The sequence below is a fragment of the Bacillus sp. 5B6 genome (assembly GCF_000259405.1).
GTDB classification, from domain to species: Bacteria; Bacillota; Bacilli; order Bacillales; family Bacillaceae; genus Bacillus; species Bacillus velezensis.
Genome location: NZ_AJST01000001.1, coordinates 2,324,376 through 2,350,090, shown reverse-complemented (window position 1 = coordinate 2,350,090; position 25,715 = coordinate 2,324,376). Strand labels below are relative to the sequence as shown.

Sequence of the window (25,715 nt, the reverse complement as noted above, 5' to 3'; positions counted from 1 at the left end):
TGTAAATCATTTGATGCAGAGAATCATTTTTTATAAAAGGGGACACGTTAACAGTAGTGTTTACTGGAGGTGTAAACGTTGAGATGCTTTCATCTGATCATCATGATATGCGTCCTCACGAGTCTCACTGCCGTGTCCGCCGATGCAAAATCTTTAAAAAGAAGTGACATGGAGAAGACGGGAAACGTGTACTGGGATATAAGGTCTGAAAAAAAGAAACTATCTTTAACCTTCGATGACGGCCCCCATCCTGTCTATACGGAGGCTGTGTTAGACGTGCTGAAACAGCACAATGTTAAAGCAACCTTTTTTTGTGTCGGGAGCCGTATAGACAAATACCCCATAACGGCAAAACGCATCGTTGAAGAAGGGCATGAAATCGGCAACCATACGATGAACCATGTTTATTTTCACCGTCTGAAACGCAAAGACATTTTACAAGAGCTTCACAGCTCCGCGCATCATATCACATCGCTTCAGCCGGAAGGGGACAAGTTATTCCGCCCGCCGGGAGGGTCGCTGAATCATACGGCTTTCAAAAGCATCTTAAAAGAGGGCTATCATATCATCATGTGGTCATGGAACCAAGACCCGAGAGACTGGAAAAGGCCCGGGAAAGGAAAAATCGTCAGGCACGTTGTTTCACATGCCAGAGATGGAGATATCGTTCTTCTGCATGACGGCGGAGGAAACCGGCGCCAGACGGTTGAGGCTTTGAAAGAAATCATTCCCAAGCTTAAAAAGCAGGGCTACACGTTTGTTAAGGTTTCGGATTTGATCGGACAGGATTCCGGTCCTTTTCATATCCAGTAAAGAGAGCGCCGCGTTGAAAGCCGCCAAAGAGATGTGTACCATAGGAGGTAAGGTTTGGGGGGAGAGAAAATGAAGTTTGCTGTTCTTTTTATTACGATAATCTGTCTGTTATCAGGATGCGCTGCGGGCAAAGAAAAAAGTGTTGTCGCGTTCGGCGACAGCAATACGCGCGGTTCCAACTGGGATTATCGTGATTATCCGAAGGCGCAGCAGTGGGTAAACATATTAAAGACAGCGGAACGCGGCCGTCTTACGGTTATAAATGCGGGAATAGGCGGCCAGACGACTGAGGATGCGCGCCTGCGCTTTCAAAGCGACGTGCTGGACCGTAAGCCCCGATATTTATTTATCATGTTCGGAACAAATGATGCGGGCATTTTGACGGGCGATCAGCCGCGGGTATCAAAGAAACGGTTTAAAGAAAACCTGACTTATTTCATAAACGAAAGCAGAAATCACGGCATAAAGCCGATTTTAATGACGTGCATCCCGGTTATAGAAGGAAACGGAACGCATCATCTCTATTACTATTCGAGATATAAAGCCTCAGCCTTTAAAGAAAAAGGCGGCGCGAGAAAATGGCATAATTCCTATAACGGCGTTACGAGGCAGGTTGCAGCTGAGTTGAAAGTGCCGCTGGTGGATAACTGGAAACACTTTATACGCGCGGACGGCGGCAAAGATACAGACCGGGCGCTGGTTCAATCCGGACTGATAGATCCCTCCGGAAATCATATGACGCCAAAAGGCGCCAGAATCTTAATTGAAGGCATAAAAAATGGGCGGGTTTTGGAACGCTGACGCCGTCAGCTGCCTAAACCGTTTTGCTTCTGCTTCATAGGCTGTAGAAAAAACATCTTTTTGGAGGCGATTGCTATGAACCGCGGTTTCCCTCCGCAACATCCTGTATGCCCGCCTCCTCGGGTGAATGCGGGGTACTGGTACGCATTTTTTGTTGTGCTGCTCGTCGTCATTCTCGTCCTGGGCGGTCTGTATTGGTTCAATATATAGCAGCCGTCCTCTTAAACACCTCTATTTTAGGGGTGTTTTTTGTTGAAAGTGGTAGTAATGCGCATAACCGAAGTGATATAATATCAGTCATCTGAGTAAAAAAAGGAAATTCGCCCGGGAACTTTTTTCTGTTTAAGAAGAAACGGAAATAATGTGTCCGAGCGATCTTCTTTTGATTTCGTTTTCAATTAACTCGATAAATTCACGGCTCAAATTCATTTCATTGGCTTTGAAATAAGATTCTATTAGTAATTCATCAGAAAGCTTTCTCATGCCGGGGACCCAATTAATGGGAGTGGCACCTCCTTACAATTGTAATCAATCATCAGACGCAAGCATATGATGGAAGGTTGCGTTTCAATCATGGTGAGGTTATCTTTAATCTACCATGAAATACAAATAAGAACAATCGTTCTGTTATCCACACTCGTAAGTGGATAACTTGTTAGTATCTTGTTTATAATCTGGATAAATCCGGATGTAATAAGAGTGGATAATGTGTGTAATTTTATCCACAACTGGTGAAGAAACCCAATTTTTGTCGAAATTTTTTTACTGTGTCCGACTTTGTTTTTAAATCTGACAGGTTTCGACATATAGATGATAGAAAGAAAAGGAAGGGTGCGGGTTTTGTTAAAAAAGTTTTTTTTACCTGACGAATTTGTGAAAAATATATTTCATATCACACCGGAAAAGCTCAAAGAACGCAATGTGAAAGGGATTATTACAGACCTTGACAACACGCTTGTGGAGTGGGACAGACCGAGTGCGACACCTCGATTAATCGAGTGGTTTGAAGAAATGAAGGAGCACGGCATTAAAGTCACGATCGTCTCCAATAATAATGAACGAAGAGTGAAATTATTCTCGGAGCCGCTTGGCATACCGTTTATTTATAAGGCAAGAAAACCGATGGGGCGCGCCTTTAAAAGAGCCGTCAGCAGCATGGATCTGAAAAAAGAAGACTGTGTGGTCATCGGCGATCAGCTGCTTACCGATGTTCTCGGCGGAAACAGAAACGGGTATCATACGATCCTCGTCGTGCCTGTCGCTTCCTCTGACGGAGTCATGACGCGCTTTAACCGCCGGATTGAACGGAGAATATTGAGTTCTTTGAAACGTAAAGGCCATATTCAGTGGGAGGATTAGAAATGGAAAAGGTTGTTTGCATCGGCTGCGGAGTAACGATCCAGACCGAGGATAAACAAGGTCTCGGATACGCGCCAAAGGCATCTCTCACAAAGGAGAATGTCATCTGCCAGCGCTGCTTCAGACTGAAAAACTACAATGAAATTCAAGATGTTTCATTAACGGATGATGACTTTTTAAATATCTTGCACACAATCGGCGATACTGACTCTCTTATTGTCAAAGTCGTTGATATTTTTGATTTTAACGGAAGCTGGATAAACGGGCTGAACCGCTTTGTCGGCGGTAATCCGATCATTCTTGTCGGTAATAAGGCCGATATCCTGCCGAAATCCGTAAAACGGGAACGGCTCGTTCAATGGATGAAACGCGAAGCGAAAGAATACGGCTTAAAACCCCTTGATGTCTTTTTAATCAGCGCTTCCCGCGGACAAGGGATGAAAGAAGTCATTGACGCCATTGAACATTACCGCGAAGACCGCGATGTGTATGTGGTGGGCTGTACCAATGTCGGCAAATCCACATTTATCAACCGGATTATTAAAGAGGTCTCAGGGGAAGAGAATATTATCACTACGTCTCAATTTCCGGGCACGACACTTGATGCGATTGAAATCCCGCTTGATGACGGATCTGCGCTTTATGATACGCCGGGAATCATTAACCATCACCAGATGGCGCATTACGTGGACAAGCGTGACTTAAAGGTGCTGACACCGAAAAAAGAACTGAAGCCGCGCACTTTTCAGCTGAATGAAAAACAAACGCTTTATTTCGGCGGGCTTGCCCGGTTTGACTATGTATCAGGCGATAAAACAGCGTTTGTCTGCTATATGCCGAATGAATTGATGATTCACAGAACAAAGCTTGAAAATGCTGATGCCTTATACGAAAAGCATGCGGGAGAACTGCTTACCCCGCCCGGAAAAGATCATTTGGATGAATTTCCGGAGCTTCAACCCCATACGTTTTCGATTAAAGAAGGAAAGACGGATATCGTTTTTTCCGGTCTCGGCTGGGTCACGGTGCAGCAAGCAGATAAAAAAATAACGGCATACGCTCCGAAAGGCGTACACGTATTTGTCCGCCGTTCATTAATATAGAGAGAAGGGGAGAGGGAGCATGAAACAATTGTACGGAGTAATCGGAAATCCGATCGGGCATTCAATGTCACCCGATATTCATAACGCGGCTTTGCAAGATAAGAACATCAACGGGCAGTATTTTGCGTTTCAGGTGGAACCTCATCATCTCAAGGACGCCGTTAACGGAATCAAGGCGCTTGGCATCTGCGGAGTGAACGTCACAGTCCCGCATAAAGTCGCGATCATGGAGCATCTGGATGAAATACATGAAAGCGCGAAAGTACTCGGGGCCGTAAATACCGTTAAAAGAGAGGGAGACAGGCTCATCGGGTATAATACTGACGGAGATGGGTTTTATAAATCCTTAGTCAAAGTATTGGACAAACCGATATCAGAGCTCTCCATCCTTATGATTGGGGCGGGAGGAGCGGCAAGAGCGATTTTTACGACGATCGTCCGCAGAGAGCCGAAACAATTTGACGTTTGCAACCGCACGCCGGAAAAAGCAGAAAGTCTGATTGCGGCTGCTCCCTCTTTTCAGCAGAAACGCGCCCTTACTTTAAAAGAAGCTGAAAATCAGCTTGAACAATATGACGTCATTATTCATACAACATCTGTCGGCATGTATCCGAAAACGGATGCCGTGCCGCTCTCATTGGAACGGGCCAAAACGGGCGCCATCGTTTGTGATATCGTATACAACCCGATTCAAACGGCGTTCTTAAAAGAAGCTGAAAAAAGAGGTTTAACAACCCTTGACGGTGTCGGCATGTTTGTGGAACAGGCCGCACTGTCTTTCAAGCTGTGGACGGAACAAGAGCCTGACAGCGGCTTAATGAGAGCAATTGTTGAAGGAAAACTAGGAGGAACACAATGTTAACAGGAAAACAAAAACGGTTTTTGCGTTCAAAAGCGCATCATTTAACGCCTATTTTTCAAGTGGGAAAAGGCGGAGTCAACGAAAACATGGTGAAACAGATTGCCGAGGCTTTAGAAGCAAGAGAGCTGATTAAAGTCAGCGTGCTTCAAAACTGCGAAGACGATAAAAATGATGTCGCAGAAGCCCTTGTGAAAGGCACCCGCTCACAATTGGTGCAGACGATCGGAAATACGATCGTATTGTATAAGGAGTCAAAGGAAAATAAACAAATCGAGCTTCCGTAAGGTGGTTGACATGAAGAAAATCGGAATATTCGGGGGCACATTTGACCCTCCGCACAACGGACATCTTCTGATGGCTAATGAAGTCCTTCATCAGGCGGAGCTCGATGAGATTTGGTTTATGCCCAATAAAATCCCTCCGCATAAGCAGAATGAAGACTTTACAGACAGCCGGCACCGGGTGGAGATGCTGAAGCTTGCCATCAGCTCGAATTCCGGCTTTAAGCTTGAGCTTGCGGAAATGGACCGGAAAGGCCCTTCTTATACCTATGATACTGTCCGTTTACTGAAGGAGCGGCACCCGAACGACAAGCTTTTCTTTATTATCGGGGCGGATATGATTGAATATCTGCCGAAATGGTACAAACTGGACGAACTGCTCACGCTCATTCAATTTATCGGAGTGCGGCGCCCGGGGTATCATATTGAGACCCCGTACCCGCTGCTTTTTGCCGACGTTCCGGAATTTGACGTTTCGTCAACGATGCTGAGAGAACGTCTCAAAGCAAAAAAGCCGACGCAATACTTAATGCCGGATAAAGTGAGGCAGTATATAGAGGAGAATGATTTATATGAATCGTGAGGAAGCACTTGCCTGCGTCAAAGAACAGCTGACCGAGCATCGCTACATCCACACAATCGGCGTGACAGATACGGCGGTTATTCTCGCAGGCCGGTTCGGAGCAGACCCGAAAAAAGCGGAAATGGCGGCCATTTTTCATGATTATGCGAAATTCCGGCCGAAAGAAGAAATGAAGCAGATCATCGTGCGGGAAAAAATGCCGGCTGAGCTCTTGGATTACAATGCCGAGCTGTGGCATGCCCCTGTGGGAGCGTATCTGGCTGAGAAAGAAGCGGGGATCACTGATCCTGAGATCTTGGATGCAATCCGCTATCACACGTCAGGGCGTCCCGGAATGACCCTTTTAGACAAAGTCATTTACGTTGCGGATTACATTGAACCCGGCCGCCATTTTCCCGGAGTGGAAGAGGTGCGCCGTCTGGCGGAAACAGATCTGAACGAAGCGCTCATACAAGCAATGAAAAATACAATGATATTTCTGATGAAAAAAAACCAGCCGGTCTTTCCGGAGACGTTTGCAACCTATAATTGGCTGGTGTCTCAAAATTGACAGGAGGAATTTGAAGAATGAATCAAGCTTCCGTATTAAAAATCGCGGCAAAAGCATGCGACGATAAACGTGCAGAAGATATTTTAGCGCTGGACATGGAAGGAATCTCACTTATAGCGGATTACTTTTTAATCTGCCACGGGAATTCTGATAAGCAGGTTCAGGCAATTGCGCGTGAAATTAAAGATCAGGCAGAAGAAAACGGCATTGATGTCAAAAAGATGGAAGGGTTTGATGAGGCCCGCTGGATTTTAGTTGATCTCGGCGATGTCATTGTCCACGTTTTCCATAAAGATGAAAGAAGCTACTACAATCTTGAAAAGCTATGGGGCGACGCGCCGCTCGCAGAGCTTGAGCTCGGCTTGAACTCATGATTTACCAAGGCTTCGCCGGTGTATATGACGAGTTAATGTCACATGCGCCGTATGATGAATGGGCGGGCTGGATCGAAGCGTCTCTTCCGGAAAAGGGAAGGGTGCTTGATCTTGCCTGCGGAACCGGAGAAATATCCATCAGGCTTGCTGAAAAAGGCTGCGAAGTCACGGGGATTGATTTGAGTGAAGATATGCTGAGCTGTGCCCAGCAGAAAAAAACGGGAAAGCCGATTCTTTTTCTCCAGCAGGATATGAGAGAGCTTTCCGGTTTTGAAGAACAGTTTGATGCTGTAGTCATCTGCTGTGATTCCCTAAATTACTTAAAAACGAAAAATGATGTCTTAAGCACCTTCAAAAGTGTTTTTCAAGTTTTGAAGGAGGACGGCCTGCTTCTGTTTGACGTCCATTCCCCATATAAAATGACGGAGCTTTTTCCGGACAGCACCCATGCGGATCAGGATGAGCAGATCAGCTATATCTGGCAAAGCTTTGCCGGCGATGAAGGGCTTTCTGTCATCCATGATATGTCCTTTTTCGTATGGAACGGACAATCTTATGACCGCTATGACGAGACGCATGAGCAAAAAACATTTTACATTGAAGAATATGAACAAATGCTTGCAGAGACCGGATTTGAACTGAAGAAGGTGACGGCTGATTTTACAGACCGGCCTCCTTCAACAGAGTCTGAACGTCTTTTCTTCACGGCAGGCAAACCAAAAACCATCGTTTAAACGGAACGATGGTTTTTAAAATGCATTTTTTGCGATTGGCGAGATAAAGCACTTTATGGCATACTCAGTTACACGTGAAATTGCTTCTTCACTAACGATATATCTTCATCGTATTTGTCATGTGTACGCTGAAAGACACGGTTGAACATATCCTGAACACCGCTTTCGAGAGCCTTCAGTCCTTCCCCGGTGACGCCGCCTTTTACGCATACTTTTTCCTGCAAGGCGGGAAGCGTGTAATGCCCTGTTTCCAGAAGCTTTCCGAGACCGACAAGCATTTCCGTCGACATAATCACGGCTTCTTCTTTGGTGATGTCCGTTTCTTCCACTGCCGCGTCAATAAAGCGCTGAACGAGATAACTCATAAAAGCGGGCCCGCAGCTGACAATGTCTGACGCCGCTCTTGTAATGCCGCTGCTGATTTCCACAGGTTTTGAAATATGAGTGAACAGCGTTTGAATATCCGCTTTTGCAGACTCGCTGCAGCTTTTGCCGAACGTAACAAGCGAGACGCCGGCCAAGGCGCGGTTCGTAATGCTCGGAATGACGCGGGCCGTCTGACACGGAACCGTATGTTCAATCTGATCCGTCTGAACGGGACTGGTAATGGAGATTAAAATGTGATCTTTCCGTAAATGCGGTGTGAGTTTCTTCAGCAAAGGATATATATCCAGCGGTTTTACACAAATGAATATTATTTCATTTTCCTGTACGAGCTTTTCCTGATCCTCGGTGACATAGATGCCGCTGAAACGTTCTTTTAGTTTTAATGCTTTTTCGATTGTTCTGTTTGTGATGGTGATATGTGAGGGATCGGCAGCGTTTGATTCGATAAACGATTCAATCAGGATCGTTCCCATGTTTCCGGTGCCGATAAAGCCTATTTTCAATGAATTCCCCTCCTTTTTCCCTTAATCCTCTAAACCTTATGCGGGGAGGCAATGCAATATGACGAAAGCGATGATGACGGAGCGGCTGCGGCGGAACCTGAAAATTCTGGGCGCTTGTCTTGTAGCAGGGGCGGTTTTTATCTGCATTTGGCTGTTTCGTTCTGAAAAGGAAGAGCCGGTCAAACAGCAGTCCGTGCTCGGCCAAACAGCCTCAGCATCCGTCGCGGACAAAAAAGACACCGCAGACGACAAGATTATGATTGATGTGAAAGGCGCGGTCCGAAATCCCGGCGTGTATGAAATGAAAGCGGGAGACAGAGTGACGCAAGCCATTGAAAAAGCCGGCGGCCTGAAGAAAAAGGCGGATGAATTGAAAGTTAATTTAGCAGAGCAGCTGCAGGACGGGACGATTGTTTATATTCCGAGTGAAGGCGAAGAGGAGAATCGCCCGAAAACAGCAGCGGGTGAAAAGGAGAATGCAGCTGTCAATATCAATACGGCATCTCTGGACGAACTTCAGGCGATTTCCGGGGTGGGGCAGAAAAAAGCGGAAGCGATTATCGCCTACCGAGAAGAAAAAGGACGGTTTCAGACTGCTGAAGATTTGATGAATGTATCAGGCTTTGGAGAAAAGTCATTTGAGCGGATAAAAACTTCCATTACGGTAAAGTGAATTGACGGTTCTGCTTAAATCTATGTAAACTTAGAAAAGCAACAAGACTTTTTGGAGGGAACACTTGTGGAACGAATCTCATGGAATCAATATTTTATGGCGCAAAGCCATTTGCTGGCGCTGAGAAGCACATGTCCGAGACTGTCAGTCGGGGCAACCGTAGTCAGAGATAAGCGGATGATTGCCGGCGGATACAACGGCTCAATCGCCGGCGGCGTCCATTGCGCTGATGAAGGATGTCTTTTAATAGATAATCATTGCCAGCGGACCATACATGCAGAGATGAATGCGATTCTGCAATGTTCTAAGTTTGGTGTTCCGACGGAGGGCGCCGAAATTTATGTGACGCATTATCCTTGTATTCAATGCTGCAAATCAATTATCCAGGCAGGCATCAAAACGGTTTATTATGCCGAAGATTACAAAACGCAGCCTTATGCAAAAGAGCTGTTCAGCCAAGCCGGAGTCAAGGTGGAGCAGGTCGAACTTGATGAGATGATCATCGATCTGAAAAACCGTGAAAAATTGTCTTTTGTAGCAGGTCTGATTCAGCAATTATCTGATGCGGGGGTTAAGGCAGATGAACTGAAAAAAATTCATGAACAGGCCAATGAGCTGTTTACCAGTTACGTATAAATGAAATATAAATACCTTCTTCTGCCTCTGGCGGCGGTTTCTGCAACTGCGGGAATTGCCGCCGCTCATGTCTTCTGGGTTCTGCTCCTTTTTCTTCTGTATCTTCTCTTTATTATTGTAAAAACAAAGCAGCATGCTCCGGTTATCGTCTGCCTCGTTTCTTTTTGTGTTTATTTCTTTCTTTATACGGTTTGTGACGCTGCGAATGTAACGCGGTATCAGGCCGGCAGTTATACTGAACAGGCCGTCATCACTAATATTCCGAAAGTTGACGGAGCGAAAATATCAGCTGTTATCCATACACATGACAAGGAAAAATGGGCGGCTTCGTACAAAATCCGTTCTCTTGAGGAAAAGATACTCATTGAACAGCTTGAACCGGGGATGCGCTGCACGTTTACAGGCTCTCTGGAACAGCCTGCACATGCGACGGTTCCCGGAGGTTTTGATTATAAGGAATATCTTTACTCTCAGCAGATTCACTGGTTATTTTCCGTGACTTCCATTCAGCAGTGTGAAAAATCCAAACAGCCGCTGTTTAAACTGCTGAACATCAGAAAAAATTTGATTTCGATCATTCGGAATCACGTGCCTGAATCTTCCGCCGGAATTGTTGAAGCGCTGACCTTAGGTGAAAGATTTTCTATAGAGGACGATATACTGAGTGCATATCAAAATTTAGGAGTCGTTCATTTAATGGCGATTTCCGGAATGCATGTCGGTCTTATTACGGCGGGATTATTTTATGCTCTGATCAGAATCGGGCTGACAAGAGAAAAAGCGGGAATTTTGCTGCTGCTGTTTTTGCCGGTGTATACGTTGCTGAGCGGTGCCGCCCCATCCGTATTGCGCGCATCCCTCATGCTGGGATTTTATATCGCCGGAACTCTTGTTAAACGCGGCATTCATTCCTCTGCTGCATTGTCCCTGTCTTATCTGCTGCTCCTGCTGTTTAATCCTTACTTCCTTTGGCAGGCGGGCTTCCAGCTTTCCTTTGCGGTAAGCGCCTCTTTAATTCTGTCATCCTCCATTTTAAAGAAAGCAGGGAAAAGCAGACTTGCCGGGCTTGCGATGGCTTCATTCATTGCGGAGCTCAGCTCACTTCCGTTTCTTCTCTACCATTTTCAGCAGATTTCACTTGTCAGTTTTCCGATGAATATGGTGATGGTGCCATTTTATACGTTATTTGTCATTCCGGTTTCTGTCATCGGTTTCCTTCTTCTTTTACTTTCAAGGCAGATGGGAGAATGTTTGTTTGATATGTTCGACCTTGTGATGAAGCCTGTGCATGATTTCATTACATATGCGGCATCAGTTGATTTATTTACTATGATTGTGTCAAAGCCTGACTTTGTTTCCCTTCTTCTGCTTGCGGTTTCCGTTTTTACGCTTTTTGCGGCTTTGGAAAAGGGAGGTTTTTTAAAACTCAGGAAATCGGCTCTTTTTTTCTGCGCGGTTTTGGCTTATTTAATATGCCGTCCGTATTTCAGTCCATGGGGAGAAGCGGATATGCTTGATATCGGGCAGGGAGACTCACTGTTTATAAGCGCGCCGCACCGCAAAGGGACCGTAATGGTTGATACAGGGGGAGTGATTTCTTATCCCGGAGAATCATGGAAAGAAAAACGCCACCCGTATTCAATCGGCGAGAAGGTTTTGATTCCGTTTTTAAACGGAAAAGGGGTGAAAAAGCTGGATGCGCTGATTTTAACCCATGCGGATCAAGATCACATCGGAGAAGCCGGAGTGTTAATCAAAAATCATAGAGTCAAACGGTTAATTGTCCCCGTGGGATTCGTAAAAGAACCGAAAGATCAGAACATATTAAATATGGCGAAAGAAAACAACATTCCCATTGCCGAAGCAAAGCGGGGCGACACCATTACAGCCGGTGATCTTCAGTTTCAGGTGCTGTCTCCGGAGTCGTCTGACGGAAGGAGTAAAAATGATTCGTCACTGGTGCTTTGGACGGTTTTAGGCGGAGTGAGCTGGCTTTTGACGGGAGATTTAGAATCGGACGGCGAAACGGAAGTGCTGAAAACGTATTCGAAACTGAAGGCTGATATATTGAAGGCGGGTCATCACGGCAGCAAAAGCTCTACGAGTGAAGCCTTTTTGAAACAGCTTCAGCCGGAAGCAGCGCTGATTTCAGCAGGAAAAGAGAATCGATACCATCATCCGCATGAAGAAGTGCTGGATCGTTTGAAGGCGTACTCTGTCAATGTGCTTCGCACCGATGTCAGCGGAACGATTCAATACAGATTTAAAAAAGGTGCCGGAACGTTTTCTGTCTTCCCTCCATATGATATAGAAGAAACCAGGGCGCAAGAAGTAAAAAAGACTGCCGATTGACAGCAGCCCGGAATGCGGCTAAGAGCCGACAAGATGGATGGCTGTTGCCATCACGAACAAAAAGGCGAAAAATCCGAAGGACACGACAAAACCGACAGCTGAGTCAACAGCATCATTTCGTTTGCTTTGAACGTTTTTTTCAAAATCATTCAATTTCATCCCTCCTGACTTCCCTAAGTATACTGGAATTGTTTTGAAAAATCTAGAAGTGATGGTAACGTTTTCTGTTCTTGTGATTATCGCCTTTTTACAAGCAGACCCGGGAGCTTGTGAATCAGGCGTTTATTATAAATGAGGAAGCTGTCCTTAAAGCTTCCTCTTTACTATTTGCCGAACTCAATTTAGGATAGAAGGGGATCAAGAAAGAGAGGAAGTCATACGATCATGGTATTTGATGTTTGGAAAGCCCTGAAAAAAGGGGATGTCCGCTCCGTTTATTGCTTATACGGAAAAGAAACGTATCTGCTCCAAGAGACTGTCAGCCGGATCAGACAAGCTGTCGTTGATGAGGAGACAAAGGATTTTAACCTGTCTGTTTTTGATCTTGAAGAAGATCCGCTTGACCAGGCCGTAACCGATGCGGAAACGTTTCCGTTTATGGGAGAGAAGCGGCTGGTCATCGTAAAAAATCCGTCTTTTTTAACAGGGGAAAAAAAGAAAGAAAAAATAGAGCATAATACAGCCGCTCTGGAGACTTATCTGAAGGAGCCTGCACCTTACACGGTCTTTGTGATTGTGGCTCCGTATGAGAAACTGGACGAACGGAAAAAGCTGACGAAAGCGCTGAAGCAAAAAGCCCTTATGATTGAAGCTAAGGAGCTGAATGCAAAGGAGACGACTGATTTTACGATTAATCTGGCGAAATCCGAAAATAAAACGATCGATACAGAAGCTGCCGAGCATTTGGTTCTGCTTGCAAACGGCCATCTGTCTTCCATATATCAGGAAATACAAAAACTCTCCGCCTACACCGGTGACAGACATGAGATCACACTTGAAGATGTCCGTGAGCTTGTCGCAAGAAGTTTGGAGCAGAATATTTTTGAGCTGATCAACAAAATCGTGAACCGAAAACGGACGGAAAGTCTTCAAATATTTTATGATCTTTTAAAACAAAACGAAGAACCGATCAAAATTATGGCGCTGATCGCCAACCAATTCCGTCTGATTATGCAGACAAAGTATTTTGCAGGACAAGGATACGGCCAAAAGCAAATCGCTTCCAATTTAAAGGTGCACCCCTTCCGGGTAAAGCTGGCGATGGATCAGGCGAGGCTTTTTTCTGAAGAAGAGCTGCGGCGTATTATAGAAAGACTCGCAGTGATGGATTATGAAATGAAAACGGGGAAAAAGGACAAGCAGCTCTTGCTGGAGCTCTTTCTCCTTGAGCTTCTCCGGACTGAATGAAAAAAACGATCCCCGTTAAAGGGATCGTTTTTGTATTATGCAGAAAGTCCGTTCACTTGTTTCGCAAGTCTAGATTTGTATCGAGCTGCGGCATTTTTGTGTACAAGACCTGTTTTCACTGCTTTATCAATGCGTTTCGCTGCTTCAGAAAGAGCAGTTTTCGCTTTATCCGCTTCGTTGTTAGCAACAGAAGCTTCAACTTGTTTGATTGCAGTACGCATAGCAGATTTGATTGTCGCGTTATGAGCGCGGCGTTCGTTGTTTGTTTTTGTACGTTTAATCGCTGATTTAATGTTTGGCATGTGTTTCACCTCCTAAGATACAACCTGTAGCACAGTGTCTTAAGGTTAAATCTTCTTCACAATAGAACAAATTGTATTCTATCAAACAGAACTTTAGATTGCAATATAAATGTAAAGTATTTTTCGTTGATGGGTAAATTCGCATGATTCGTTTTGTAAATGGCCACACTATGTACCACGATGATTGAAGGAGGTCTTCCCTGTGAAAAACAACGAACTGGATGTCAATCAATTTCTGATACGGACGGATTTAGCGGTAGAAACGAAACAGGCGGTAAAAGACGGACAAGCCGGTCAGAAAAAAGAAATAAACGGGTTTATTGAAAAAGAACGCGACAAGGGCGGCATTAAAGTCAGAACCGTCGATATTACCAAAGAAGGCGCCGAGCTATCGGGGAAAAAGCAGGGACGCTATGTCACGATCGAGGCTCAAGGGGTTCGGGAACACGACTCTGACATGCAGGAAAAAGTAACGGAAGTGTTTGCCGAGGAATTTTCCGCCTATTTGTCTGCATTAAAGATTCCAAAGGATGCAAGCTGTTTGATCGTCGGTCTGGGCAACTGGAATGTGACGCCGGATGCGCTCGGCCCTCTCGTGACCGAAAACCTTCTTGTGACAAGGCATCTGTTCAGGCTTCAGCCTGAAAATGTGCAGGAAGGGTACAGGCCGGTCAGCGCGCTTGCTCCCGGTGTGATGGGATTAACGGGAATTGAAACGAGCGATATTATTCAAGGTGTGATCAAAGAATCAAAGCCGGATTTTGTGATCGCGGTAGACGCTCTTGCGGCAAGAGCCGTTGAAAGGGTGAACACGACCATCCAATTTTCTGATACGGGCATTCACCCGGGATCAGGCGTCGGCAATAAGAGAAAAGAATTAAGCAAGGAAACGCTCGGCATTCCCGTCATCGCAATTGGGGTACCTACTGTCGTTGATGCGGTTACGATCGCAAGCGATACGGTGGATTATATATTAAAACATTTCGGCAGAGAGATGAAAGATGACAGCCCGTCAAGATCTCTGGTGCCCGCCGGAATGAACTTCGGCAAAAAGAAGGTGCTGACAGACGAAGACCTTCCCGGAGAAAAAGAACGCCAATCCTTTCTCGGTATTGTCGGCACGCTGGACGAAAACGAAAAACGCCAGCTGATTCACGAAGTGCTTTCTCCGCTCGGCCATAATTTGATGGTCACGCCGAAGGAGATTGACACCTTTATTGATGATATGGCGAACGTACTTGCAAACGGGTTAAACACCGCCCTTCATGAAAAAGTGTCACAAGATAACAAAGGTTCTTATAATCATTAAAATGGTTCTACCTCCTCTAGCTTGTTCATAGAGTAATTACTAGACAAGCGCTGGAGGGATTCAAATCATGAGAAAAAAACGCAGAAACCGTCAAATTGTCGTTGCAGTAAACGGTGGAAATGCGCTCAAGGGCATGTTTTTGTTTATGACAAGCCTTATCGTTATTTTCGTATTATCGGGTGTGCTCACATCGCTTCGCCCTGAACTGAGGCTTTCTTCGGATTCTCTCCACGGAATTGCCGGAGAACTTCCGGGTGACGCGTTTGCACACCTGCTCGGCATGGAAAATCATTATTTCGCCTCAGAGCTTCCTGAAAAAGACTCTTTTCAGCTGTCCCGGCTTTCCTTGAAACTGGCGACAAGCATTAATATGGAAGACCCGCGGAGTTTCTTGGGACGTGAGCTGCCGGGATTTGCCCAATACGATACGGAGATCCTTCTGGCGGGGCAGGGGACGGATTATACGAATATGCCGGCTGAATCTCCGCCGCCGTCAAAGGTGATGGAAAAAGAAAAAGAAGTGAACCTGGCAGAAATCGAAAACAAAACGAAAAAAGAAGAAACGGCGCCGCCGAAACATTCAACAGGCAGCAAAAAAGTCGTTTTTATTTACCACACTCATAATACCGAATCCTATCTTCCTCTGTTAAAGGGGGAAACAAATCCGGATAACGCCCGCCATTCGAAGGCCAATGTCACGCTTGTCGGAGATATGTTCGGAAAAGCGCTTGAAGCGCAAGGTGTAGGAGCGACCGTAGATAAAACCGACATTCAGGCCCGCCTGAACAAAGACGGCTTAAATTATGCGCGAAGCTACGACGAATCAAGGCCGGTCGTAAAAAGCGCGCTCGCCAAAAATAAAAACCTGCAATATACCATAGACATTCACCGGGATTCCCGCCGCAAGAAAAATACGACAGCCGACATCAAAGGAAAAAGCTATGCCAGAGTCGCCATCGTCGTCGGCAAAAAAAGCGCTAATTTTGAAGAAAACTATAAACTCGCAAGTGAACTTCATAAGCTGATGGAGAAAAAATACCCCGGCTTAAGCGTCGGTGTTTTATCAAAAGGCTCTCCGGGAGATAATGGAGTGTACAACCAGGATTTAAACGACCGGTCGCTTCTGCTGGAATTCGGGGGCGTGGATAACAATCTTGAAGAACTGAGGCGCGCATCAGATGCCGTGGCCGATGTGTTCAGCGAACTGTACTGGGATGCAGAAAAGGTCAGCTCGCAATCAGGAGAGAAGAAAAAACAATAGAAATCAGGTGATTCGAATGATCCGTTTTACCGGCAAATGCCTGCTGATCGCCATTGTCATGTTTTTCGGCGTATTGTTCGGCATGCAGCAGGCAAACAGCGGAATGCTTGATATGAAAGGATACAAAGACCCTTCTTTAAAAGGAGCATTTACGCTCGGCGGCGGAGAAGGGCAGGAAAAAGAAGCTTCCATTTTGGGGCAAACCGTTACGGCGAAAGATCTGGAAGAAAAACAAAAACAGCTGGAACAGGCGGAAACCTTCAACTTGTTTTCAAAAGCCGGGGAAACCCTTTCAAATACCGTGACGGACTCGGCGCAGGCGATGTATGAGTGGGTTTCGAAACTGAACCGTTAGCATTGACGAAGAGAAAAGCGGATGATTCCTTAAAGGAAGCTTTTCTCTTTCTTGTTTTAATTGAATGTTTACAATCCTATTGATATAATCTAAGCTAGTGTATTTTGCGTTTAATAGTAGGAGTGATAGATTGTGACAGATAAAGAAAAGCGTTTAGAGAGGCAGTCAAGAATCCGGAATTTCTCCATCATCGCCCACATAGACCACGGCAAATCGACCTTGGCGGATCGGATTTTAGAAAAAACATCGGCGATCACCCAGCGGGAAATGAAAGAACAATTGCTTGATTCAATGGACCTTGAACGCGAACGGGGAATTACCATCAAATTAAATTCCGTTCAGCTGAAATATAAAGCAAAAGACGGAGAAGAATATATATTCCATCTCATCGACACGCCCGGACACGTCGACTTTACATATGAAGTTTCGCGAAGCCTGGCTGCCTGTGAAGGCGCGATTCTCGTTGTTGATGCGGCTCAGGGAATAGAAGCGCAGACATTGGCGAACGTCTATCTGGCGCTTGATAATGATCTTGAGATTCTTCCTGTCATTAATAAAATCGATCTTCCGAGCGCAGAGCCAGAACGTGTGCGTCAAGAGGTTGAGGACGTTATCGGCCTTGACGCTTCAGACGCCGTCCTCGCTTCAGCGAAAGCGGGCATCGGCATCGAAGACATTTTAGAACAGATCGTAGAAAAAGTGCCGGCTCCCGCGGGAGATCCGGAAGCTCCGCTTAAAGCGCTCATCTTTGACTCGCTTTATGACGCGTACCGCGGGGTCGTCGCGTATATCAGAGTCGTAGAAGGAACGGTCAAACCGGGCCAGAAAATTAAAATGATGGCAACTGGAAAAGAATTTGAAGTCATCGAAGTCGGCGTCTTCACGCCGAAAGCGCAGCCGGCTGACGAATTGACAGTCGGTGACGTAGGCTATTTGACAGCCGCAATCAAAAACGTCGGCGACACCCGTGTCGGTGATACGATTACGAGCGCGGTTAAACCTGCGGCAGAAGCGCTTCCGGGCTACCGCAAACTCAATCCGATGGTATACTGCGGACTTTATCCGATTGACACAGCCAAATATAATGATTTGCGCGAGGCTCTGGAAAAACTTGAGTTGAATGACTCATCGCTTCAATATGAAGCAGAGACATCCCAAGCGCTCGGATTCGGTTTCCGCTGCGGATTTTTAGGTATGCTTCACATGGAAATCATCCAGGAGCGGATTGAGCGTGAGTTTAAAATCGACCTGATCACAACAGCACCGAGTGTTATCTACGATGTGTATATGACAGACGGCGAAAAGGTTGTTGTCGACAACCCGTCCAACATGCCTGACCCACAAAAAATAGAGCGGGTGGAAGAACCTTATGTCAAAGCGACGATGATGGTTCCGAACGATTACGTCGGAGCGGTTATGGAGCTTTGTCAGGGGAAACGGGGCAACTTTATCGATATGCAGTATTTAGACGCCAACCGGGTCAGCATTGTATATGAGATGCCTCTTGCGGAAATCGTATATGAATTTTTTGATCAGCTGAAATCAAGCACAAAAGGCTACGCGTCCTTTGATTACGAACTGATCGGCTACAAACCGTCTAAACTTGTCAAGATGGACATTATGCTGAACGGAGAAAAAATCGATGCGCTGTCATTTATCGTGCATCGCGATTACGCGTACGAACGCGGAAAAGTAATTGTGGAAAAACTGAAAGAGCTTATTCCGCGCCAGCACTTTGAAGTACCGATTCAAGCGGCGATCGGCCAGAAAATCGTGGCCCGCTCTACCATTAAAGCGATGCGTAAAAACGTATTGGCTAAATGTTACGGAGGAGACATCTCGCGGAAACGGAAGCTTCTTGAAAAACAAAAAGAAGGAAAACGCCGGATGAAGCAGGTCGGCTCAGTAGAAGTGCCGCAGGAAGCGTTTATGGCCGTTCTTAAAATGGATGACAGCCCGAAAAAATAACGGAAGCCGCCGCAGTCCCGCGCTGCGGCTTCTTTCTGTAAAGAAGAAGGTGTTTCAAAATGAAATCAGCTTATATTCATATTCCGTTTTGTGAGCATATCTGCCACTATTGCGATTTCAATAAATATTTTATTCAGAGCCAGCCTGTCGATGAGTACTTAAACTCACTCGAAAAGGAAATGATAAATACAATAGAACGGACGGGACGCCCTGATCTCCGTACGATCTTTATCGGGGGAGGCACGCCGACATCGCTCTCACCCGTCCAGCTGGAAAAATTGATGGATTCCATTCACCGCGTGCTGAAGCCTTCTGACGGACTCATAGAATTTGCCGCGGAAGCGAATCCGGATGATTTGTCCCCGGAAAAATTAAAAATCATGAAAAATGCCGGTGTCAACCGGCTGAGCTTCGGTGTTCAAACCTTTGAAGATGAGCTTTTACAAAAAATCGGCAGAGTGCATAAACAAAAGGACGTATTCACTTCCTTTGAACGTGCGAGGGCTCTCGGCTTCGACAACATCAGTCTCGATTTGATGTTCGGCCTGCCGGGTCAGACGCTGGCCGATCTTGACAATTCCGTCAAAACGGCTTTGTCTCTTGATGCGGAGCACTATTCCGTTTACTCGCTGATCGTAGAGCCGAAAACGGTGTTTTATAATTTAATGCAAAAAGGCCGCCTGCATCTCCCGGCGCAAGAACAAGAGGCCGAGATGTATGAAACGGTCATGAGGCAGATGAGTGAAGCGGGCATCTGTCAATACGAGATCAGTAACTTTGCAAAGCCCGGATACGAGTCGCAGCATAATCTGACGTATTGGAGCAATGAAGAGTATTTCGGTTTTGGCGCAGGCGCTCACGGATATATCAGCGGCACGCGCACCGTCAACGCCGGGCCTGTGAAACATTACATGCAGCTCATTGAAGAAAAGGGGCTGCCTTACCGTGACACGCACGAGGTGACACGTGAGGAGCAGATTGAAGAAGAAATGTTCCTCGGTCTCAGAAAAATGTCCGGCGTACAAAAGCAAGCTTTTCTCGATAAATTCGGACGCTCGGTCGACGAACTGTTTCCCGATGTTCTCAAAGATTTAACCGAAAAAGGCCTGATCTGTGATGCGGAAGAATCGGTTGCATTAACGCATGAGGGCAAATTATTAGGAAATGAGGTTTTTGGCGCTTTTTTGGGTGAGTTATAATTGACATTTTTCTTTTGGTTTGTTACTTTTGATATAGAATTAGCACTCGCTGACCTTGAGTGCTAACAGGGGTGATGATGATGTTAACAAATCGTCAGCTGTTGATCCTGCAAGTGATCATTAATGATTTTATACAATCAGCGCAGCCTGTAGGATCAAGAACTCTTTCAAAAAAAGACGAGATTACATTCAGCTCTGCAACGATCAGAAACGAGATGGCTGACTTGGAGGAATTGGGCTTTATTGAAAAAACCCATTCATCCTCAGGACGGATTCCGTCGGAAAAAGGGTACAGGTATTATGTCGATCATTTGCTGTCACCCGTCAAGCTGACAAAAACCGATCTGGATTTAATTCACTCGATATTTAAAGAAAAAATCTTCGAGCTGGAAAAAACAGTCCAAAAATCAGCGCAAATCCTGTCCGACCTGACAAACTACACATCGATTGTCCTCGGGCCGACGCTGAGCGAGAACTATCTTAAACAGATTCAAATCGTTCCGATCCAGCCGGATAAGGCGGTCGCCATCCTCGTCACGAACACGGGGCATGTCGAAAACCGCACCATCAATTTCCCGGCTAAAGTGGATTTGGCCGATATTGAAAAACTGGTCAATATATTAAACGATCGATTAGCGGGCGTGCCGATGGACGAACTGAATGAGCGCATTTTCAAAGAGGTTGTCACATATTTAAGGCAGCATATCGCCAACTATGACAGCATACTTGAATCGCTCCGCTCCACATTCCATCCGGCGGCCCACGTTGAGAAATTGTTTTTCGGCGGAAAGATCAACATGCTGAATCAGCCGGAATTCCATGATATTGAAAGGGTCCGCTCGCTCTTATCTTTAATTGAAAAAGAGCAGGATGTTCTGAAGCTGTTTCAGTCATCAAAAGCCGGGATTTCAATCAAAATCGGGAAAGAAAACGACTACGAAGAAATGGAAAACTGCAGTTTAATCACGGCCACCTATACAGTTGATACGAAACAGATTGGATCAATCGCGATTATCGGGCCGACGCGCATGAATTATTCAAGAGTCGTCAGCCTGCTGCAGCACGTGACTTCGGACTTGTCAAAAGCATTCACAAGTTTGTATGATGAATAAGGGAATTTTGGCAATCATTTTCAGTCATCTTTTTACAGCATTTGAGGGAGGTGAACACAATGTCAGAAGAAAAACAAACCGCAGAACAGGTTGAAGCAGCAGAACAAGAAGAAGTGACAGAACAGGCAGAACAAGCCGCTTCACAAGAGCAGCATGAAGAAACGGCAGGTCAGGAAAAAGCCCTTCAGCACCAAATTGATGAATTGCAGGGTTTGCTTGATGAAAAAGAAAACAAGCTTTTGCGTGTTCAAGCAGACTTTGAAAACTATAAACGACGCAGCCGCCTTGAAATGGAAGCTGCTCAGAAATACCGTTCTCAAAACGTCGTAACGGAAATCCTTCCGGCTCTCGACAACTTTGAACGGGCGTTACAGGTAGAAGCTGAAAGCGAGCAGACAAAAAGCTTGCTGCAAGGTATGGAAATGGTCCGCCGCCAGCTGATGGACGCACTTGAAAAAGAAGGCGTTGAAGCCATCGAAGCTGTCGGTCAGGAATTTGATCCGAACCTTCACCAAGCCGTCATGCAGGTGGAAGATGAAAACTTCGGCAGCAATATTGTTATCGAAGAACTGCAAAAAGGCTACAAACTGAAGGATCGCGTCATCCGTCCTTCAATGGTAAAAGTGAATCAATAACTACATAGCAGGAGGTAATTCAAAGTGAGTAAAGTAATCGGAATTGACTTGGGTACGACAAACTCATGCGTGGCAGTGCTTGAAGGCGGAGAGCCTACAGTCATCGCCAACGCTGAAGGAAACCGTACGACTCCGTCAGTCGTTGCATTTAAAAACGGCGAGCGCCAAGTAGGGGAAGTGGCGAAACGCCAATCAATCACAAATCCTAACACAATCATGTCTGTTAAACGCCATATGGGTACTGACTATAAAGTGGAAATCGAAGGAAAAGACTACACGCCTCAAGAAGTGTCAGCTATTATCCTTCAGCATCTGAAAGCATATGCTGAAAGCTACCTCGGCGAAACAGTTTCAAAAGCCGTTATCACGGTTCCTGCATACTTCAACGATGCTGAGCGCCAAGCGACAAAAGATGCCGGTAAAATCGCCGGTCTTGAAGTAGAGCGTATTATCAACGAGCCGACTGCAGCAGCGCTTGCATACGGACTTGATAAAACGGATGAAGACCAAACAATTCTTGTTTACGACCTTGGCGGCGGTACGTTTGACGTATCTGTTCTTGAACTTGGCGACGGCGTGTTTGAAGTCCGTTCAACTGCCGGTGACAACCGTCTTGGCGGGGACGACTTCGACCAAGTCATCATCGATCATCTCGTAGCAGAATTCAAAAAAGAAAACGGCATTGATCTTTCAAAAGACAAAATGGCGCTTCAGCGTTTGAAAGATGCGGCTGAGAAAGCGAAAAAAGATCTTTCCGGCGTATCATCCACACAAATTTCTTTACCGTTTATCACGGCGGGAGAAGCAGGTCCTCTTCATCTTGAGCTGACACTGACCCGCGCTAAATTCGAAGAGCTTTCCGCTCACCTTGTTGAGCGCACAATGGCTCCTGTCCGTCAGGCTCTTCAAGATGCGGATCTTTCTGCGAGCGAAATCGACAAAGTTATCCTTGTCGGCGGATCAACACGTATTCCTGCCGTACAGGAAGCAATCAAAAAAGAAACGGGTAAAGAAGCGCATAAAGGCGTAAACCCTGATGAAGTTGTAGCGTTGGGTGCAGCGATTCAAGGCGGCGTCATCACGGGAGACGTAAAAGACGTTGTTCTTCTTGACGTTACACCGCTTTCTCTCGGTATTGAAACAATGGGCGGCGTGTTCACAAAACTGATCGACCGCAACACGACAATTCCGACGAGCAAGTCTCAAGTATTCTCAACTGCAGCTGACAACCAAACGGCTGTTGACATTCACGTGCTTCAAGGTGAGCGCCCGATGTCTGCCGACAACAAAACGCTCGGCCGCTTCCAGCTTACTGATATCCCGCCTGCACCGCGCGGCGTACCGCAAATCGAAGTTTCTTTCGATATTGACAAAAACGGTATCGTAAACGTAAGAGCGAAAGATTTAGGCACAGGAAAAGAACAAAACATTACAATCAAATCTTCTTCAGGTCTTTCTGATGATGAGATCGAACGCATGGTAAAAGAAGCGGAAGAAAACGCTGACGCTGATGCGAAGAGAAAAGAAGAAATCGAAGTCCGCAACGAAGCTGACCAGCTTGTGTTCCAAACGGAAAAAACATTAAAAGATCTGGAAGGCAAAGTGGACGAAGAGCAAGTGAAAAAAGCAAACGACGCGAAAGACGCGCTGAAAGCCGCTATCGAGAAAAACGAAATTGAAGACATCAAAGCGAAAAAAGATGAACTTCAAACAATCGTTCAAGAGCTTTCTATGAAGCTTTACGAAGAAGCGGCGAAAGCGCAGCAGGCTGAAGGCGGAGCAAACGCTGAAGGCAAAAAAGCGGACGACAACGTTGTCGATGCGGAATACGAAGAAGTAAAAGACGACGAAACGAAAAAATAAGTTCTTTCCCGCATAGGCTATAGGCGGAAGAACACACAGCATATTCTGATTCAACAGACAGAAAGTCAAAGTCAGGCATCTCTTGGCTTTGACTTTTTTTCTTGCCCGGGATAAAAGGAATTGAAAAAACATAATTCAAAATGATACAATCTAATTTATGTGAGAAATTCGGGAGAGTGAAGCGAGATGAGTAAGCGTGATTACTATGAAGTGCTTGGGGTAAGTAAGAGCGCTTCAAAGGATGAAATCAAAAAAGCCTATCGGAAGCTTTCAAAAAAATATCATCCTGATATCAATAAAGAATCCGGAGCAGATGAAAAATTCAAAGAGGTAAAAGAAGCGTACGAAGCGCTCTCAGACGACCAAAAACGCGCTCAATATGACCAATTCGGCCATACAGACCCTAACCAGGGATTCGGCGGCGGTTTCGGAGGCGGCGGAGACTTCGGCGGCTTCGGTTTCGATGACATCTTCTCAAGCATCTTCGGAGGCGGCACGAGACGCCGTGACCCGAATGCGCCGCGGCAAGGCGCGGATCTGCAGTATACAATGACCCTGTCATTTGAAGACGCGGCTTTCGGAAAAGAAACGATCATTGAAATACCGCGCGAAGAGAATTGCGAAACATGTAAAGGGTCTGGCGCGAAGCCGGGAACAAAGCCGGATACGTGCTCGCACTGCGGAGGTTCAGGCCAGCTGAACGTCGAACAGAACACGCCGTTTGGCAAAGTGGTTAACCGAAGAGTCTGCCACCACTGTGAAGGAACAGGGAAAATCATCAAAAACAAGTGTTCTGACTGCGGCGGTACGGGCAAAGTGAAAAAACGGAAAAAAATCAATGTCACGATTCCTGCCGGTGTGGATGACGGACAGCAGCTGCGCGTTCCGGGCCAAGGTGAACCGGGCGTAAACGGAGGGCCTGCGGGAGATCTGTTTGTCGTATTCCATGTGCGCGCCCACGAGTTCTTTGAGCGCGACGGAGACGATATTTATTGCGAAATGCCGTTAACGTTTGCTCAAGCGGCACTCGGAGACGAAGTGGAAGTGCCGACGCTTCACGGAAAAGTGAAATTGAAAATACCTGCCGGCACACAAACCGGCACGAAATTCAGATTAAGAGGCAAAGGTGTTCAGAACGTCCGGGGCTACGGACAAGGCGACCAGCACATTGTCGTCCGCGTCGTCACACCGACGAATCTGACAGACAAACAAAAAGACATCATCCGCGAGTTCGCTGAAGTCAGCGGAAACCTGCCGGATGAACAAGAAATGAGTTTCTTTGACAAAGTAAAACGCGCATTTAAAGGCGAGTAATGATTGGATAGGAGTTGGTAGTTTTGAAATGGTCCGAAATCAGCATTCACACAACACATGAAGCGGTCGAACCCATCTCAAATATTTTGCATGAAGCTGGTGCGAGCGGGGTTGTCATCGAAGATCCGCTTGATTTAATGAAAGAGCGTGAGAATGTTTACGGGGAAATCTACCAGCTCGACCCCAATGATTACCCCGAAGAGGGTGTCATTGTCAAAGCGTATCTGCCGATCAACAGTTTCCTCGGCGAAACGGTGGACGGCATTAAAGAGACGATTAATAATCTGCTTTTGTACGACATTGATTTGGGCAGAAATAAAATCACCATTTCTGAAGTTAATGAAGAAGAATGGGCGACAGCTTGGAAAAAGTATTATCATCCTGTGAAAATTTCTGAAAAGTTCACGATCGTTCCCACATGGGAAACGTACACACCTGTTCATACAGATGAACTGATTATCGAAATGGATCCGGGTATGGCATTCGGTACGGGAACGCATCCGACAACAGTTTTGTGCATTCAGGCGCTTGAGCGTATCGTTCAAAAAGGCGACCGTATCATTGATGTCGGCACCGGTTCAGGAATTTTAAGCATCGCGGCCGCCATGCTTGAGGCCGAATCGGTTCATGCGTATGACCTTGATCCGGTCGCTGTTGAAAGCGCGCGTCTGAATGTGAAATTGAACAAAGTGAGTGATACGGCCGAAGTGAAGCAGAACAATTTGTTAGACGGCATCACGGGCGAACATGATGTCATTGTCGCAAATATTTTGGCAGAAGTGATTCTCCGCTTTACATCACAGGCGTACGACCTGCTCAAAGACGGAGGCCATTTTATCACTTCAGGCATTATCGGTCAGAAAAAACAGGAAGTAAAAGAAGCGTTGGAAAAAGCCGGCTTTACTATCATAGAAATTCTGTCTATGGAAGATTGGGTCAGCATCATCGCGAAAAAATAACAGTTAGTAGGTGTCACAGC

General features: G+C 46.0%; 28 protein-coding genes and 2 pseudogenes. 26 read left to right on the top strand and 4 right to left on the bottom strand.

Annotation, left to right across the window (positions count from 1 at the left end; genetic code table 11):
• Window positions 1–78: 78 nt before the first annotated feature.
• The 3 genes from MY7_RS10945 to MY7_RS20030 all read left to right on the top strand — a co-directional run bounded on the left by MY7_RS10945 (window position 79) and on the right by MY7_RS20030 (window position 1,824).
• Window positions 79–813 carry a polysaccharide deacetylase family protein gene (locus MY7_RS10945; protein WP_007612700.1) on the top strand — a complete coding sequence of 245 codons (735 nt, stop codon included), beginning with the start codon at window positions 79–81 and terminating at the stop codon, window positions 811–813.
• A gap of 69 nt (window positions 814–882) precedes the next feature.
• Complete coding sequence (locus MY7_RS10940) at window positions 883–1,614, top strand: SGNH/GDSL hydrolase family protein (protein WP_007612698.1); 732 nt, start codon at window positions 883–885, stop codon at window positions 1,612–1,614.
• Window positions 1,615–1,689: 75 nt separating this feature from the next.
• A complete protein-coding gene (locus MY7_RS20030; RefSeq protein WP_254894354.1) occupies window positions 1,690–1,824 on the top strand; it encodes a hypothetical protein in 135 nt (44 codons plus the stop codon).
• 132 nt (window positions 1,825–1,956) lie between these two features.
• Here MY7_RS20030 and MY7_RS10935 read toward each other — a convergent pair whose 3' ends face one another.
• Complete coding sequence (locus MY7_RS10935; protein WP_003152850.1) at window positions 1,957–2,097, bottom strand: sporulation histidine kinase inhibitor Sda; 141 nt, start codon at window positions 2,095–2,097, stop codon at window positions 1,957–1,959.
• Window positions 2,098–2,454: 357 nt separating this feature from the next.
• Here MY7_RS10935 and MY7_RS10930 point away from each other — a divergent pair, with 357 nt between their 5' ends.
• Genes MY7_RS10930 through MY7_RS10895 form a run of 8 tightly spaced genes read left to right on the top strand, consistent with a single transcriptional unit; the run spans window position 2,455 to window position 7,460 of the window.
• Window positions 2,455–2,973: a YqeG family HAD IIIA-type phosphatase gene (locus tag MY7_RS10930; protein WP_007408254.1), complete on the top strand. Its 519-nt coding sequence runs from the start codon at window positions 2,455–2,457 to the stop codon at window positions 2,971–2,973.
• A gap of 2 nt (window positions 2,974–2,975) precedes the next feature.
• Complete coding sequence (gene yqeH, locus MY7_RS10925; RefSeq protein WP_007612696.1) at window positions 2,976–4,076, top strand: ribosome biogenesis GTPase YqeH; 1,101 nt, start codon at window positions 2,976–2,978, stop codon at window positions 4,074–4,076.
• 19 nt (window positions 4,077–4,095) lie between these two features.
• The gene (gene aroE / locus MY7_RS10920) at window positions 4,096–4,938 is read left to right on the top strand and encodes a shikimate dehydrogenase (protein ID WP_003152856.1); all 843 of its coding nucleotides are present in this window, start codon (window positions 4,096–4,098) and stop codon (window positions 4,936–4,938) included.
• Window positions 4,932–5,222 (top strand): ribosome assembly RNA-binding protein YhbY, encoded by a 291-nt coding sequence (gene yhbY, locus MY7_RS10915; protein WP_007408257.1) that lies wholly within the window; start codon window positions 4,932–4,934, stop codon window positions 5,220–5,222. Before aroE ends, yhbY begins: the two co-directional genes overlap by 7 nt.
• A 10-nt stretch (window positions 5,223–5,232) precedes the next feature.
• On the top strand, window positions 5,233–5,802 hold the full coding sequence (locus MY7_RS10910; RefSeq protein ID WP_007408258.1) for a nicotinate-nucleotide adenylyltransferase: 570 nt from the start codon (window positions 5,233–5,235) through the stop codon (window positions 5,800–5,802).
• The gene (gene yqeK, locus MY7_RS10905; RefSeq protein WP_014418422.1) at window positions 5,792–6,352 is read left to right on the top strand and encodes a bis(5'-nucleosyl)-tetraphosphatase (symmetrical) YqeK; all 561 of its coding nucleotides are present in this window, start codon (window positions 5,792–5,794) and stop codon (window positions 6,350–6,352) included. The genes MY7_RS10910 and yqeK overlap by 11 nt, the downstream gene beginning before the upstream one ends.
• Window positions 6,353–6,369: 17 nt before the next feature.
• Complete coding sequence (gene rsfS / locus MY7_RS10900; protein WP_007408260.1) at window positions 6,370–6,726, top strand: ribosome silencing factor; 357 nt, start codon at window positions 6,370–6,372, stop codon at window positions 6,724–6,726.
• Entirely contained in the window at window positions 6,723–7,460 is a 738-nt protein-coding gene (locus MY7_RS10895; protein WP_007612694.1) for a class I SAM-dependent DNA methyltransferase, read from the top strand. The genes rsfS and MY7_RS10895 overlap by 4 nt, the downstream gene beginning before the upstream one ends.
• Before the next feature lie 68 nt (window positions 7,461–7,528).
• Here the strand turns inward: MY7_RS10895 and comER are convergent, their stop codons facing one another.
• Complete coding sequence (gene comER, locus MY7_RS10890) at window positions 7,529–8,350, bottom strand: late competence protein ComER (RefSeq protein ID WP_007612693.1); 822 nt, start codon at window positions 8,348–8,350, stop codon at window positions 7,529–7,531.
• Window positions 8,351–8,408: 58 nt separating this feature from the next.
• On the opposite strand from comER, the gene MY7_RS10885 reads away from it, so the two are divergent.
• From MY7_RS10885 to MY7_RS10875, 3 genes are all read left to right on the top strand, one after another.
• Window positions 8,409–9,023 carry a helix-hairpin-helix domain-containing protein gene (locus tag MY7_RS10885; protein WP_007612692.1) on the top strand — a complete coding sequence of 205 codons (615 nt, stop codon included), beginning with the start codon at window positions 8,409–8,411 and terminating at the stop codon, window positions 9,021–9,023.
• A gap of 66 nt (window positions 9,024–9,089) precedes the next feature.
• Window positions 9,090–9,659 carry a ComE operon protein 2 gene (locus MY7_RS10880; RefSeq protein WP_003152868.1) on the top strand — a complete coding sequence of 190 codons (570 nt, stop codon included), beginning with the start codon at window positions 9,090–9,092 and terminating at the stop codon, window positions 9,657–9,659.
• Entirely contained in the window at window positions 9,660–12,011 is a 2,352-nt protein-coding gene (locus tag MY7_RS10875; RefSeq protein WP_007612689.1) for a DNA internalization-related competence protein ComEC/Rec2, read from the top strand.
• A gap of 18 nt (window positions 12,012–12,029) precedes the next feature.
• Here MY7_RS10875 and MY7_RS19245 read toward each other — a convergent pair whose 3' ends face one another.
• Window positions 12,030–12,164 (bottom strand): YqzM family protein, encoded by a 135-nt coding sequence (locus MY7_RS19245; protein WP_029326064.1) that lies wholly within the window; start codon window positions 12,162–12,164, stop codon window positions 12,030–12,032.
• A 40-nt stretch (window positions 12,165–12,204) separates the two neighbouring features.
• Here MY7_RS19245 and MY7_RS19600 point away from each other — a divergent pair.
• Window positions 12,205–12,356, top strand: a pseudogene (locus MY7_RS19600) (hypothetical protein).
• A 39-nt stretch (window positions 12,357–12,395) separates the two neighbouring features.
• A pseudogene (gene holA / locus MY7_RS10865) lies at window positions 12,396–13,437 on the top strand (DNA polymerase III subunit delta).
• Between the two features lie 16 nt (window positions 13,438–13,453).
• Here the strand turns inward: holA and rpsT are convergent.
• Window positions 13,454–13,720, bottom strand: coding sequence for a 30S ribosomal protein S20 (rpsT, locus tag MY7_RS10860; RefSeq protein WP_003152876.1), 267 nt, complete (start codon window positions 13,718–13,720; stop codon window positions 13,454–13,456).
• A gap of 202 nt (window positions 13,721–13,922) precedes the next feature.
• Here rpsT and gpr point away from each other — a divergent pair, with 202 nt between their 5' ends.
• The 10 genes from gpr to prmA all read left to right on the top strand — a co-directional run bounded on the left by gpr (window position 13,923) and on the right by prmA (window position 25,695).
• Window positions 13,923–15,029, top strand: coding sequence for a GPR endopeptidase (gene gpr, locus MY7_RS10855; protein ID WP_007408268.1), 1,107 nt, complete (start codon window positions 13,923–13,925; stop codon window positions 15,027–15,029).
• Window positions 15,030–15,096: 67 nt separating this feature from the next.
• A complete protein-coding gene (spoIIP, locus tag MY7_RS10850; RefSeq protein ID WP_007612673.1) occupies window positions 15,097–16,290 on the top strand; it encodes a stage II sporulation protein P in 1,194 nt (397 codons plus the stop codon).
• A 16-nt stretch (window positions 16,291–16,306) separates the two neighbouring features.
• A complete protein-coding gene (locus MY7_RS10845) occupies window positions 16,307–16,645 on the top strand; it encodes a YqxA family protein (protein WP_007408270.1) in 339 nt (112 codons plus the stop codon).
• A 132-nt stretch (window positions 16,646–16,777) separates the two neighbouring features.
• A complete protein-coding gene (gene lepA, locus MY7_RS10840; protein ID WP_007612672.1) occupies window positions 16,778–18,613 on the top strand; it encodes a translation elongation factor 4 in 1,836 nt (611 codons plus the stop codon).
• Between the two features lie 59 nt (window positions 18,614–18,672).
• A complete protein-coding gene (gene hemW / locus MY7_RS10835; protein WP_007612671.1) occupies window positions 18,673–19,812 on the top strand; it encodes a radical SAM family heme chaperone HemW in 1,140 nt (379 codons plus the stop codon).
• 80 nt (window positions 19,813–19,892) lie between these two features.
• Complete coding sequence (gene hrcA, locus MY7_RS10830; RefSeq protein ID WP_003152889.1) at window positions 19,893–20,924, top strand: heat-inducible transcriptional repressor HrcA; 1,032 nt, start codon at window positions 19,893–19,895, stop codon at window positions 20,922–20,924.
• A 59-nt stretch (window positions 20,925–20,983) separates the two neighbouring features.
• Window positions 20,984–21,559: a nucleotide exchange factor GrpE gene (gene grpE / locus MY7_RS10825; RefSeq protein WP_007612669.1), complete on the top strand. Its 576-nt coding sequence runs from the start codon at window positions 20,984–20,986 to the stop codon at window positions 21,557–21,559.
• Between the two features lie 24 nt (window positions 21,560–21,583).
• Complete coding sequence (gene dnaK / locus MY7_RS10820) at window positions 21,584–23,422, top strand: molecular chaperone DnaK (RefSeq protein WP_007408273.1); 1,839 nt, start codon at window positions 21,584–21,586, stop codon at window positions 23,420–23,422.
• A 186-nt stretch (window positions 23,423–23,608) separates the two neighbouring features.
• Complete coding sequence (gene dnaJ / locus MY7_RS10815) at window positions 23,609–24,736, top strand: molecular chaperone DnaJ (RefSeq protein WP_003152895.1); 1,128 nt, start codon at window positions 23,609–23,611, stop codon at window positions 24,734–24,736.
• Between the two features lie 23 nt (window positions 24,737–24,759).
• Window positions 24,760–25,695, top strand: coding sequence for a 50S ribosomal protein L11 methyltransferase (gene prmA / locus MY7_RS10810; RefSeq protein WP_029326065.1), 936 nt, complete (start codon window positions 24,760–24,762; stop codon window positions 25,693–25,695).
• Window positions 25,696–25,715 lie beyond the last annotated feature (20 nt).